Consider the following 12,723-nt stretch of genomic DNA (forward strand, 5'->3'; position numbering starts at 1 on the left):
GGTTTCCGAAGGTTGCGGAATCAGTTCCCGACCAACAAGGATACCAACTCATCGCAAGCACGGCTTACATCCTCGTTCACGATGACCGTGTCGAACTCGTCCTGTGCGGCCAATTCCACTCGAGCCGTCTCGAGTCGGCGCGCCACGACGTCTTCCGTTTCGGTGCCCCGTCCGGTCAGCCGTTGCACCAGAACGTCCCAACTCGGTGGTGCCATGAACACCAACAAAGCTTCGGGCATCGCCTTCCGGACAGCTCGTGCTCCGGCGAGATCGACCTCGACGAGAACGGGCTTTCCAGCTTCGAGTGCTTCTTCGATCGGAACTGCGGGAGTGCCGGAGCGCTGCAGGCCGCCGTGGATTTCCGCCCATTCGAGAAGTTCACCGGAGTCGATCATCCGTTGAAATTCTTCGCGGGAGGTAAATCGGTAGTCCTTGCCGTCCACTTCACCCGGACGGGGATCGCGAGTGGTCGCCGAAACACTGAAGACAAGTTCGGGCACCCGAGTTCTCAGCTCGCGAACGACGCTGGACTTACCGACAGCCGAAGGGCCGGCCAGTACAACCAGCCGACCCCTCCGCACTGCGGTCTTGCTCTCTGACACTGTTGCGTCAGCAATCATCAGACACTGTTGCGTCAGCAATCACTTGTCGGCTCAGGCCTCGAAGTCGAACTTGGTGAGCAGAGCCTTGCGCTGCCGATCACCGAGGCCACGAAGGCGACGGGTCGGTGCAATCTCCAGCTCGGTCATGATCTCCTGAGCCTTGACCTTGCCCACCTTGGGCAGTGCCTCGAGCAGTGCCGAAACCTTCATCTTGCCCAAGATTTCGTTGTCTTCGGCGTCCTTGAGGACCTGCTTGAGGTCGGTGCCGCCACGCTTCAGGCGCTCCTTGAGCTCAGCCCTGGCCTTGCGGGCAGCAGCTGCCTTCTCCAAAGCAGCAGCGCGCTGCTCATCAGTCAACTGGGGAAGGGCCACGGTTCCTCCGTCTCGTCGTGTGCAAATTTTGTCTATTCCGCTGATAACCAGCAGCGATAGCGACCGTACTCACGCCTGGCGCGAATTGCTAACCCACCCCCCGCGGTCCGATGCGGATCGCGGTGGGTTATGCGCGACGAATCGATGTCACGGATCGTCGCCATTTTCGGTGAGATCGAGACGGATTCGGCGCAACATGAACGTGCGTACAGTACCGAAATAGACTGTAACACAAAGTATTTCGATAATTGCGGCACGACAGCCCCGTGCATGTGTGCGAAATCGTTACCTGCGGGAATGAACGTGGTCGCTGACACATTCAAAATTTTCGAGCATTTTCGGCGCCTATGCGCGTGTCGCGGCCTGTTTTCAGGTCTGCAGCGACGATTTCGGATCGTCGGCGTCGACCGTCTCGGGTTCGGTGCGGCTCACGCCGGGGGCAGCCAGAGCGAGAACCACCGCGAGACTCGCCCAGAGCAATGAATTCTCCAGAACGAAGCCGAAGACCGGGACATCCATGTCCGCGCCGACGCGAGGAAGCCGAAACAGCACGACGGCAGCGGTGAGGGCGATCGCTATCCAGGACCACACGGGCACCGATCGAGTGCCCTCCCCCATGCCCGACTTGATCGGCACCAGCAGCACGCCCACCGCAGGCACCAACCACACGAAATGGTGGGTCCAGGCAATGGGCGTCACGATCGCCGCCAGCAGAGCCACCACCGTGAAACCGGCGAGATCACCCCGCAGGCGCTGAGCACGCCGCGTTGCGACGATTCCGAGGACACCCAACACTGCACAGGCGAAGAGCCATGCGGGACCCACCAGGCCCTCGGGAAGTAGCCGCAAGGCCATCCCACGCACGGATTGGTTGCCGAACACGGACGGGTCACCGACCGCGACGCGCCCCGAGAGTGAGGCGATGTCACCGAAGTAGTCGATCGTCTGGCGCGGGAGAACGGCAAAGCCGAGCGCCGTGGCGCCCAGGAAGCCGGCGAGTCCGCCCGCAACTGCTTTCCAACGCCCGGTGATCACGTAGTAGCCGATGTAGACGAGTGGCACCAGTTTGACCGCCCCGGCGATCCCCACCAGCACACCCTCGGGAATCCACCGTGGCCGAGCCAGCACGTCGACCAGGCACAGGAGCGTCAGGAACAATCCGACCTGCCCGTACCCAAGGTGATCGGAGATCGGCGATGCCACAGTCCACAGGACCAGGAAACCCACGTAGACGACGACGGGCCGCCGACGTGTGAACGGGACTTCGCGATAGCTGAGCACGATGATCGCGGCCAGCATCAGGAGGCTGACAAAACTCCATCCCCACTGGACCGCACCCCAGGAACCCAGGGCGACCGGAACGGCGACGAGCGCAGCGAAGGGCGGATACGTGAACGGCAATCTCGCGTTGAACGACTCGTCGTACAGGTTCGAGCCGTCGAGGACGGCTTGGCCCGCCGTCCGGTACACGGCGAGATCGTCGCCGTGTACGCCGGTGACGGCTTGGAACCCGGTGGCCAGCAGCGCACACGCCGCGATGAGAAGTCCGATCCGCCACCAACGATTCACCGACGGACGGTACCACCGGGTTCCACCGCTCGAACGAGCCTCGAGGTCACTCACGGATCAGTTCGCCAATGCGGCTTCGATCTCGTCCCGGTCACGCATTGCTGCCTCCCGAAGTGCCGATACCGAAGGACCATGCTGGAGCACTCCACGGGAAGTGTTCGGCAGCAGGAGTTCCGTCGATCCCGCGAAGATGTCTGCGAGATCCGCTGCCGTCGCGCCCTGCGCGCCGAGCCCCGGAGCGAGAATCGGGCCGTTGAAGTCGGATAGGTCAAGTCCGTGGTCCCGAGTGGCACCGACCACGAGTCCGACGGTGTCGCGGCCGTCTGCGTTCGCGTCGACCGCAGCGTTGACGATCGACTGAGCCACACTCACACCGTCGGCCGACGACTGTTGAAGGACGCCACCCTCGGGATTGGACGTTCGTGCCAGCACGAAGATCCCGCGTGCGTTCTGCCTTGCCAGTTCGAGTGTGGGAGCCAGCGCGCCGAACCCCAGGTACGGCGAGACGGTGACCGAGTCGGAGGTCAACGGCGAATCGCCCAACCAGGCTTGCGCGTACGCGTCCATGGTCGACCCGATGTCACCACGCTTGGCGTCCGCGACGACAAGCGTTCCCGCATCGCGAAGGACCGAAATGGTCCGCTCCAAGACGGCGAATCCGGCGCTGCCGTACGCCTCGAAAAACGCAACCTGAGGTTTGACGAGCCCCACCTCACCGGTGAACGCCTCGACGCAGATCTCGGCGAAAGTCTCGAGGCCTTCAGCCGTGCGTGGCAGTCCCCACGCGTCGAGAAGCGCGGGATGCGGGTCAATGCCGACGCACAGCCGCCCCCGGTCCGCGATCGCGGACCGGAGACGATGCCCCCAACTGTGACTCACGACTGCTGTGCCGGCTGACGAAGACCTGCGTGCAGTTCCTGCAGCGAGTGAACTCCGATGTCGCCGCGGATGGCCGCTTCGATGCCCTGCACGGCCGCCGAGGCGCCCTGGACCGTCGTGATGCACGGAATGTTCGACGCGACTGCTGCGCTTCGGATCTCGTAGCCGTCGACGCGCGGGCCGTTGTTGCCGTACGGCGTGTTGATGACCATGGCGACTTCACCGCTGCGGATCTGGTCGACGATGGTCTCGGCACCGGCCGGAACATCCTCACCCGACTGCTTGTAGACCTGCTTGCACTCGATACCGTTGCGCCGCAACACATCTGCGGTTCCCTCGGTAGCAAGGATGGTGAATCCGAGATCTGCCAGGCGCTTGACCGGGAAGATCAGCGAACGCTTGTCCTTGTTGGCGACCGAGACGAACACCGCGCCCGTGGTGGGCAACGATCCGTAGGCAGCGGTCTGCGACTTGGCAAAAGCCGTACCGAAGTCGAAGTCGATTCCCATGACCTCACCGGTGGACTTCATCTCCGGGCTGAGCAAGGTATCCACGCCGGTACCGTCGGCGCGGCGGAAGCGGTTGAACGGCAACACAGCTTCCTTGACCGCGATCGGTGCACCGGCCGGGGTGTTTCCACCGTCGCCGGTCGCCGGCAGGATGCCGCTTGCGCGCAGATCGGCGATGGATTCGCCGAGCATCACGCGGGCACATGCCTTGGCCAGCTGCACGGCGGTCGCCTTGGACACGAACGGAACCGTGCGGCTGGCGCGGGGGTTCGCTTCCAGCACGTAGAGGATGTCGTCCTTGAGGGCGTACTGGACGTTGAGCAGGCCCTTGACGCCGATGCCCTTCGCGAGAGCCTCGGTGGAACGGCGGACGTTTTCGAGATCCGCCCGGCCCAGGGTGATGGGCGGGAGCGCACACGCCGAGTCGCCGGAGTGAATGCCGGCTTCCTCGATGTGCTCCATGACGCCGCCGAGGTACACCTCGGTGCCGTCGCACAGTGCGTCGACGTCGATCTCGACTGCGTCTTCGAGGAAGCGGTCGACCAGAACCGGGCGGTCGTCGGAGATCTCCGTGGCGCGCGAGATGTAGTCGGCGAGGGAAGCCTCGTCGTACACGATCTCCATGCCGCGTCCACCGAGCACGTACGACGGACGCACCAGCACCGGGTAGCCGATGCCGGCTGCGATCTCGCGGGCGCCGTCGAACGTGGTGGCGGTGCCGAACTTCGGTGCGGGCAGACCGGCTTCGGTCAGCACGCGACCGAATTCGCCGCGGTCCTCGGCCAGGTCGATGGCTGCGGGGCTCGTTCCCACGATAGGGACACCGGCAGCTTCGAGACGCTTCGCCAATCCGAGCGGGGTCTGGCCGCCGAGCTGAACGATGACGCCGGCAACGGTGCCCGACTGCGCCTCCGCGCGGTAGACCTCGAAGACGTCCTCGAACGTGAGCGGCTCGAAGTACAGGCGATCAGCGGTGTCGTAGTCCGTCGAGACGGTCTCGGGGTTGCAGTTGACCATGACGGTCTCGTACCCGGCTTCGGACAGCGTCTGCGCCGCGTGGACACACGAGTAGTCGAACTCGATGCCCTGACCGATGCGGTTGGGGCCGGATCCGAGGATCAGAACCTTGGGTCGTTCGGTCTGCGGAGCAACTTCGGACTCGGCGTTGGGGTCGAGCTCGTAGGTCGAGTAGTGGTACGGCGTCTTGGCCTCGAACTCTGCGGCGCAGGTGTCGACGGTCTTGTAGACGGGGCGCACGCCCAGCTGATCACGCAGAGCGCGAACGGCGTCCTCACCTGCGTGAGTGTCACCACCGAGTTCGGGGCGCAGAGCCGCGATCTGGCGGTCCGAGATGCCGTGGTACTTGGCCTGACGCAGGGAAGCCTCGTCGAAAGACTCTGCAGCGCGCAGCTTTTCACCGAGCTCGTGAATCTGCTGGAACTGGTCGAGGAACCACGGATCGATCTTGGTGGCGTCGAAGAGCTGCTCGACAGTTGCGCCGAGCGCGAATGCCTTCTCGATGCCGTACATGCGGCCGTCCTGCGGAACGCTCAGATCGGCGAGCAGTGCGTCCAGGCTCTCCGTCTCGATGTCGGCGCCGGTCCAGTAACCCGCACGCTTGGTCTCGAGCGAACGCATGACCTTGCCGAAAGCCTCGGTGAAGTTGCGGCCGATGCTCATGGCCTCACCCACCGACTTCATCGTGGTGGTCAGCGTTCCGTCGGCACCCGGGAACTTCTCGAAAGCGAACCGCGGAGCCTTGACGACGACGTAGTCGAGTGTCGGCTCGAAGCAGGCCGGGGTTTCCTTGGTGATGTCGTTGACGATCTCGTCGAGCGTGTAGCCGATGGCCAGCTTGGCGGCCATCTTCGCGATCGGGTAGCCGGTCGCCTTGGACGCCAGAGCCGACGAGCGGGATACGCGCGGGTTCATCTCGATGACAACCAGGCGGCCGTCGGCCGGGTCCATCGCGAACTGGATGTTGCAGCCGCCGGTGTCGACGCCCACCTCACGCAGGATGTCGATGGAGAGGTCGCGCATCGCCTGGTACTCGCGGTCCGTCAGCGTCATCGCCGGGGCGACCGTCACGCTGTCACCGGTGTGGACACCGACGGGGTCGACGTTCTCGATGGAGCAGACGATCACGACGTTGTCGCGACTGTCACGCATGAGTTCGAGTTCGTATTCCTTCCAACCGAGGATGGATTCCTCGATGAGGACGTTCGCCGTCGGCGAGGCAGCCAGACCGCCACCGGCGATCCGGTTGAGATCGTCGACGTCGTACGCCATGCCGGAACCGAGGCCGCCCATTGTGAAGGACGGGCGCACGACAACCGGGTAACCGAGTTCTGCGACCGTGGCATGTACTTCGTCCATCGTGTAGCAAACCGCGGACTTCGCGGATTCGCCACCGACCTTGGCGACGATGTCCTTGAACTTCTGGCGATCCTCGCCGCGCTGGATGGCGTCGAAATCGGCGCCGATCAGTTCGACGTCGTACTTCTCGAGGATTCCCTGCTCGTGCAGCGCCACGGCGGCGTTGAGAGCAGTCTGACCGCCGAGCGTCGCGAGGACGGCGTCGATCTTGTTGCCCTGCAAGGCTTCCTTGGCGATGACCTTCTCGAGGAACTCGGCCGTGATCGGCTCGACGTACGTGGCGTCGGCGAACTCGGGGTCCGTCATGATGGTGGCGGGGTTGGAGTTGACCAGGCTGACGCGCAGGCCCTCCTCCTGGAGGACGCGGCAGGCCTGGGTGCCCGAGTAGTCGAACTCGCAGGCCTGACCGATGACGATCGGACCGGAGCCGATTACCAGGATGTGCTTGAGATCTGTACGGCGTGGCATTAGTTCTTGACTCCGGTTTCTTTCCGTGCGGAGAGCAGGCTGGTGAAGCGGTCGAAGAGATACGCAGCGTCGTGCGGTCCGGCTGCGGCTTCCGGGTGGTACTGCACCGAGAAGGCCGAATCGTCCAGCAGGCGAACACCTTCGACGGCTCCGTCGTTTGCGCAGGTGTGGCTGACCACGGCGCGACCGAACGGTGTGTCGAATTCCTGACCGGCTTCGCCTTCGAGCGCGAAGCCGTGGTTCTGCGCGGTGATCGCGATGCGACCCGTCTGATGCTCGATCACCGGGATGTTGATGCCGCGGTGGCCGAACTTCATCTTGTACGTGCTCAGGCCGAGGGCGCGGCCCAGGATCTGGTTGCCGAAGCAGATACCGAACAGCGGCAAGCCCTGCCCGATGACCTCTTTGGTGAGGTGGACGGCGCCGTCCGCGGTGGCCGGGTCGCCCGGACCGTTGGAGAGGAACACTCCGTCTGCCTTCAGGTCGAGAATCTGCTCGAGGCTCGCGTTCGACGGCAACACGTGCACGCGGATGCCACGCTCGGCGAACATGCGCGGGGTGTTGGTCTTGATACCGAGGTCGATGGCGGCAACGGTGTACAGCGCCTCCCCGCCCTTCGGCTCGACGACGTAGCCACTGGTGGTACTGACCTCACCGGCAAGATCGGCGCCGAGCATGGTCGGCTGATCCTGAACCCGTCGGACCAACTCGTCATCGGCGGCAATTGCCTCACCCGAGAAGACACCGGCCTTCATCGAGCCGCGGGTGCGCAGGTGGCGCACCAGGGCGCGAGTATCGATCCCGGCGATTCCGACAATTCCCTGCTCTTCCAGCTTGGCCTGCAGCGAGCCCGTTGCACGCCAGCTCGAAGTAACCCGAGAAGGATCGCGGACCACGTAGCCGGCAACCCAGATCTTCGCTCCGGAACTGTCGCCGGTCGGTCCGACAGACTCGTCGTCCTCGTCGTTCCAGCCGGTGTTGCCGATCTGCGGCGCAGTGGAGACCACGATCTGGCGGTGGTAGCTGGGGTCGGTGAGCGTTTCCTGGTAGCCGGTCATTCCGGTGCTGAACACCGCTTCGCCCAGGGTCTGTCCAACCGCACCGAAGGTGGTTCCGCGGAACACCCGTCCGTCTTCGAGGACCAGTACTGCGGGGCTGTTGTCAAAGCCGCTCATGCGTTCTTTCCGTTCTGCTCGATGTCGCCAGAGCTTGCGTCTTCATTGTCATTCGTCTTGTTCGAAGCAGTCTTGTTCGAAGCAGTTACCGGCTTGACCCAGTCCGGATAAACCGTCTTGTCGTCACCGCGCACGCCCGTGTCGATCTCGGTTCCGCTCGGCAATTCCCAACGAATCACCAGGACGCCGTCCTTGCTCATGACCTTGCCGGCGAGACCGTTCTCCGTGCGGATCGCGCGGATCGACTTCTCCGGGATCCAGATCGCCGACGCACCGTCACGCTCGACGAGAATTCCGCCGCTGTAGCGGCTGATCTCGCAGGTGGCGCGGAAACCGAGGTCGCCGACGGCGATGCGGTCCTGCCAGCTGGGCGCAATGGTGCTGCCGACGTACAGGCCGGTGGTCGGCAGGACGAGCAGTTCACCCAGAGTTGCCGGTACCGTCGGCAACTCGCCGATCTTGTCTTTCTGGCGTCGAGCGCGTCCACGCCAGCCGACGTACATCAGGCCGATCATCGCGACCCAGAAGATCGCCAGACCGATGATCCACAGTGCTCTGTCCATGACGCGCTACTCCTCGCTACTCCGCAGCCGCACATTCCCGTCGTGTGCGGTGATGCGGCCACGTAACAGTGTGGTCGTGACCCGAGCGGGCAATGTCATCGACTCGTACGGAGTGTTATGCGCGACACTCGCCAGGTCGGGGCCGTGGACCGTCCACTCGGCCGAAGGATCGACCAATGTCAGGTTGGCGGGCTCCCCCACCTCGATCGGGCGGCCCTGATCATCGAGGCCCACAATTGCCGCGGGGCGCTCACTCATAACCCGGGCAACACCGCGCCAGTCCAGCAGGCCAGGCTGGACCATCGTCTGCACGATGATCGAGAGCGCTGTCTCGAGGCCGAGCATTCCGGGGCGAGCAGCTGCGAATTCGCAGCACTTGTCCTGCTCGGCGTGCGGAGCATGGTCGGTCGCGACGCAGTCGATGATGCCCTCGGCCAGTCCCTTGCGCAGGGCAGCAACATCGCTGGCCTCACGCAAAGGAGGGTTGACCTTGTTGATCGCGTCGTACGTCTCGAGACGTGAATCGTCGAGGAGCAGGTGATGCGGCGTGACCTCGGCGGTGATCGAAATCCCTTGGCTGCGAGCCCACTTCACGAGTTCGACGGTTCCGGCGGTGGATGCGTGGCAGATGTGAACGCGGGCACCGGCGTCGCGGGCGAGCAGTGCGTCGCGGGCCACGATCGATTCTTCGGCTGCTCGCGGCCACCCGGCCAGGCCGAGACGTGCAGCGGTAGGACCCTCGTGGGCGACCGCACCGACCGTCAGGCGCGGCTCTTCGGCGTGCTGCGCGATCAGAACGCCCAGCGAGCTGGAGTATTCGAGCGCGCGACGCATGATCAGTGGGTCGTAGACGCAGTGACCGTCGTCGGAGAACATCTTGACCTTGCCGACGCCGGCGGCCATGGTCGCCATCTCGGCGAGTTGCTTGCCCTCCAGGCCCGCTGTGACAGCGCCGACGGGGTGGACGTCGACGAGGCCGACTTCCTGCCCGCGTCGCCAGACATGATCGGTGATGACCACTGAATCGGCGACAGGGCTTGTGTTGGCCATCGCGAAGACCGCGGTGTATCCACCCAGAGCGGCTGCCGAGCTGCCGGTTTCGATGGTCTCGGTATCCTCGCGACCCGGCTCACGCAGATGTGTGTGCAGGTCCACGAAGCCGGGAAGCAGGATCTGCCCGCCGGCGTCGATCACCTCGGACGCCGTGGCCGAATCGAGGTTCACGCCGATCTCGAGGATGGTGCCCTCGCCGACGAGTACGTCGGTGGGCTCCCCTTCTCCGTAGATCAGGACTCCGCGGAGCAGGACACTCACGGGTGATTCTCCGTTCTCGTTTCTCGTCACAGCGCACCGTCCTCTGACCCGACCAGAAGTCGGAACAAGACAGCCATGCGCATGTGCACACCGTTGGTAACCTGTTGCAGTACAGCAGCTTTCGAGGAATCGGCGACGGCGGATGCGATCTCCATGCCGCGCAGCATCGGACCGGGGTGCAAAACCACCGCATGATCGGCCAGCATCGCCAATCGCTTCTCGGACAGGCCGTAGTTGATCGAGTACTCGCGCTGCGACGGGAAGAAGCCGCCGTTCATGCGCTCGGCCTGAACACGGAGCATCAGCACCGCGTCGAGGCCGGGTAGTTCGGCGTCGAGTGAATGCGAGACCGTGACCGGCCACGTGTGCGCCCCGACCGGCAGCAGCGTCGGAGGGGCAACAAGTACGACCTCGGCGCCGAGCATCGAGAGCAGCAGCGCATTGGAGCGCGCCACACGACTGTGCAGAATGTCGCCGACGATGGCGATCCGCTTGCCCTCGATGTCGCCGAGACGCTGGCGGAGGGTCAGAGCGTCGAGAAGCGCCTGGGTGGGATGCTCATGGGTGCCGTCACCCGCGTTGATGACTGCCGGGCCACCGTCGTCGGCCGCTCCGGTCCACTTGGCGATCTGATGGGCGGCGCCCGACGCCGGGTGGCGCACGATGAGTGCGTCGGCACCGGCCGCGCGCAAGGTCATCGCCGTATCGCGCAGGGATTCACCCTTGGACACCGAGGAACTGGACGCGCTGACGTTGATGACGTCGGCACTCATCCACTTGCCCGCCACCTCGAAAGACACCCGGGTGCGCGTCGAGTTCTCGAAGAACACCGTCATGACCGTGCGTCCGCGCAGCGTCGGGAGTTTGCGTACCTCGCGTCCCAGAAGCGCCTGCTCGAACCGTTCTGCCTCGTCGAGAAGTTCTACCGCGGATTCACGATTGAGGTCCGCGATGGAAAGAAGGTGCTTCACGCGCTCTTACCTCCGGAGATGACTACCGCTTCCCTGCCGTCGTGCTCCTGGAGGAGAACCTTGACGTCCTCGGACCTCGCAGTCGGGACGTTCTTGCCGACGTAGTCGGCGCGCAGCGGCAGTTCACGGTGACCGCGATCGACCAACACGGCGAGTTGCACCGCACGGGGGCGGCCGAGATCACGCAACGCATCGAGGGCGGAGCGCACGGTGCGACCGGAGAAGAGGACGTCGTCCACGAGAACGACCAGCGCATTGTCTACGCCGCCTTCAGGGACGGACGTTCGCTCGAGCGGGCGGTGCGGCTTGTTCCGGAGATCATCCCGGTAGAGCGTGATGTCGAGAGATCCGATGGGAAGACGCACACCGGAGAATTCTTCGATCTTGGCCCGCAGTCGCGTGGCGAGAGTAGTGCCGCGCGTCGGGATACCGATCAGGACTACACGCGGGGCTGTTCCCTCTGGTCCGTCGAGTGCGGTTTTCTCGATGATCTCGTGAGCGATCCGCGCGATGGTCCTGCCCACATCCTGGGCGGACAACAATTCGCGGGTCTCGCTACTTGCCTCGGCACCGGCGGGCGCCTTCGCGTTATCTGGACCTGCAAGATCGGATGGGCGAGACCCTTCGGGCACGCTCATGCAGCGACCTCCTTCTCCGCCTCACTGGACGGATCGTTAAAGGATGTCTGACGGTCCCCACCCTATCAGCCGACAGACCTGATCCCGCCGTGCGAGCAGTCACTCGAACCGGTTGTGTGCAGACACACAACTCGCACTGTGACACCTGTGCGACTCGCACTGTGACACTCGCGCGACTCGCACGGCGGGTGGTGGAACAAAACTTGCTACTCGGTACCCGAATCCGATTCCTGCGCGCGCTGAGATGTCGCAGCTGCAGCCGATCGAACCTGCGGCGCAACGAGAACGACCTGCCCGAGGATTCCGTTGACGAATCCCGGAGAGTCGTCCGTCGAAAGCTGCTTCGCGAGTTCGACAGCCTCGTCCACAGCGACAACCGGCGGAACGTCCGTCGCGTGGAAGAGCTCCCACACGGCGATACGCAGAATCGCGCGGTCCACGGCAGGCAGACGCTCGAGCGTCCAATCCTGCAGATGCGAGGAGATGACCTGATCGATGCGATCCAGGTTCTCCGCAACTCCGGAGACCAACGTGACGGTGTAGGCCGCGACGGGCGCTACCGCGTCGTCCTTGACGGCCAGGTCTGAACGCTCCGATGCGAGTGCGACCGGATCGAGGTCACGTGCTTCGGCTTCGAAGAGGAAGTCGACAGCACGCTTGCGCGCCTTGTGGCGTGCACCGAGTTTCTTATGTGTGCCGGACACTCAGGAATTCACACGCCCGAGGTAGTTGCCGTCACGGGAATCGACCTTGAGCTTGTCACCGGTGTTGATGAAGAGCGGGACGTTGATCTCGGCACCGGTCTCGAGGGTGGCAGGCTTGGTGCCGCCGGTGGAGCGGTCGCCCTGCAGGCCGGGATCGGTGTGCTTGACGACGAGCTCGACGGTGACCGGAAGCTCAACGAAGAGGGGGACGTCTTCATGGGTCGCGACCTGGACTGCCATGTTCTCGAGCAGGAAACGCGACTGGTCGCCGACGGTGGCTTCGCTGATCGACACCTGGTCGTAGGTGTCGCCGTCCATGAAGATGTAGTCGCTGCCATCGTGGTACAGGTAGGTCATGTCACGACGGTCGACCGTGGCGGTCTCGACCTTCACACCGGCGTTGAACGTCTTGTCCACTACCTTGCCCGAGAGCACGTTCTTGAGCTTGGTGCGCACGAAGGCAGGGCCCTTGCCGGGCTTGACGTGCTGGAACTCGATGATCGTCCACAGCTGGCCTTCGATCTGCAGAACCAGACCATTCTTGAAATCACTGGTGGAAGCCACTTGCTTCGCGTCTCCTAGG

The 12,723-nt window shown here is 64.0% G+C and carries 12 protein-coding genes; all 12 read right to left on the bottom strand.

Going from position 1 to position 12,723, the window contains the following annotated elements:
• Positions 1 to 20: 20 nt before the first annotated feature.
• The 12 genes from gmk to efp all read right to left on the bottom strand — a co-directional run bounded on the left by gmk (position 21) and on the right by efp (position 12,704).
• On the bottom strand, positions 21 to 620 hold the full coding sequence (gene gmk / locus ACFQ6H_RS18660) for a guanylate kinase (RefSeq protein ID WP_378647816.1): 600 nt from the start codon (positions 618 to 620) through the stop codon (positions 21 to 23).
• Between the two features lie 33 nt (positions 621 to 653).
• Positions 654 to 974: an integration host factor, actinobacterial type gene (gene mihF / locus ACFQ6H_RS18665; protein ID WP_003944825.1), complete on the bottom strand. Its 321-nt coding sequence runs from the start codon at positions 972 to 974 to the stop codon at positions 654 to 656.
• Between the two features lie 369 nt (positions 975 to 1,343).
• Positions 1,344 to 2,543 (bottom strand): glycosyltransferase 87 family protein, encoded by a 1,200-nt coding sequence (locus tag ACFQ6H_RS18670; protein ID WP_378647818.1) that lies wholly within the window; start codon positions 2,541 to 2,543, stop codon positions 1,344 to 1,346.
• Between the two features lie 57 nt (positions 2,544 to 2,600).
• Entirely contained in the window at positions 2,601 to 3,422 is an 822-nt protein-coding gene (gene pyrF / locus ACFQ6H_RS18675; protein WP_378445944.1) for an orotidine-5'-phosphate decarboxylase, read from the bottom strand.
• Positions 3,419 to 6,775: a carbamoyl-phosphate synthase large subunit gene (gene carB, locus ACFQ6H_RS18680; RefSeq protein ID WP_378647820.1), complete on the bottom strand. Its 3,357-nt coding sequence runs from the start codon at positions 6,773 to 6,775 to the stop codon at positions 3,419 to 3,421. The genes pyrF and carB overlap by 4 nt, the downstream gene beginning before the upstream one ends.
• Positions 6,775 to 7,950: a glutamine-hydrolyzing carbamoyl-phosphate synthase small subunit gene (gene carA / locus ACFQ6H_RS18685; protein WP_378533164.1), complete on the bottom strand. Its 1,176-nt coding sequence runs from the start codon at positions 7,948 to 7,950 to the stop codon at positions 6,775 to 6,777. The genes carB and carA overlap by 1 nt, the downstream gene beginning before the upstream one ends.
• Positions 7,947 to 8,513, bottom strand: a complete 567-nt coding sequence (locus ACFQ6H_RS18690; protein ID WP_003944773.1) for a transporter — start codon at positions 8,511 to 8,513, stop codon at positions 7,947 to 7,949. The genes carA and ACFQ6H_RS18690 overlap by 4 nt, the downstream gene beginning before the upstream one ends.
• A 6-nt stretch (positions 8,514 to 8,519) precedes the next feature.
• Positions 8,520 to 9,827 carry a dihydroorotase gene (locus tag ACFQ6H_RS18695; RefSeq protein ID WP_378647822.1) on the bottom strand — a complete coding sequence of 436 codons (1,308 nt, stop codon included), beginning with the start codon at positions 9,825 to 9,827 and terminating at the stop codon, positions 8,520 to 8,522.
• Positions 9,828 to 9,853: 26 nt separating this feature from the next.
• On the bottom strand, positions 9,854 to 10,798 hold the full coding sequence (locus ACFQ6H_RS18700; RefSeq protein ID WP_378647824.1) for an aspartate carbamoyltransferase catalytic subunit: 945 nt from the start codon (positions 10,796 to 10,798) through the stop codon (positions 9,854 to 9,856).
• Positions 10,795 to 11,436, bottom strand: coding sequence for a bifunctional pyr operon transcriptional regulator/uracil phosphoribosyltransferase PyrR (pyrR, locus tag ACFQ6H_RS18705; RefSeq protein ID WP_230815537.1), 642 nt, complete (start codon positions 11,434 to 11,436; stop codon positions 10,795 to 10,797). Before pyrR ends, ACFQ6H_RS18700 begins: the two co-directional genes overlap by 4 nt.
• Positions 11,437 to 11,642: 206 nt before the next feature.
• Positions 11,643 to 12,140: a transcription antitermination factor NusB gene (gene nusB, locus ACFQ6H_RS18710; RefSeq protein WP_214886555.1), complete on the bottom strand. Its 498-nt coding sequence runs from the start codon at positions 12,138 to 12,140 to the stop codon at positions 11,643 to 11,645.
• Positions 12,141 to 12,704: an elongation factor P gene (efp, locus tag ACFQ6H_RS18715; protein ID WP_230815536.1), complete on the bottom strand. Its 564-nt coding sequence runs from the start codon at positions 12,702 to 12,704 to the stop codon at positions 12,141 to 12,143.
• Positions 12,705 to 12,723: the final 19 nt, after the last annotated feature.

The organism is Rhodococcus sp. NPDC056506, from assembly GCF_042794945.1.
Lineage (GTDB): Bacteria > Actinomycetota > Actinomycetes > Mycobacteriales > Mycobacteriaceae > Rhodococcus_F.

Coding starts and splice junctions, on each gene's coding strand:
- ACFQ6H_RS18690 (WP_003944773.1), bottom strand. CDS start 8,513: ATGGACAGAGCACTGTGGATCATCGGTCTGGCGATCTTCTGGGTCGCG.
- pyrR (WP_230815537.1), bottom strand. CDS start 11,436: ATGAGCGTGCCCGAAGGGTCTCGCCCATCCGATCTTGCAGGTCCAGAT.
- carB (WP_378647820.1), bottom strand. CDS start 6,775: ATGCCACGCCGTACAGATCTCAAGCACATCCTGGTAATCGGCTCCGGT.
- carA (WP_378533164.1), bottom strand. CDS start 7,950: ATGAGCGGCTTTGACAACAGCCCCGCAGTACTGGTCCTCGAAGACGGA.
- gmk (WP_378647816.1), bottom strand. CDS start 620: ATGATTGCTGACGCAACAGTGTCAGAGAGCAAGACCGCAGTGCGGAGG.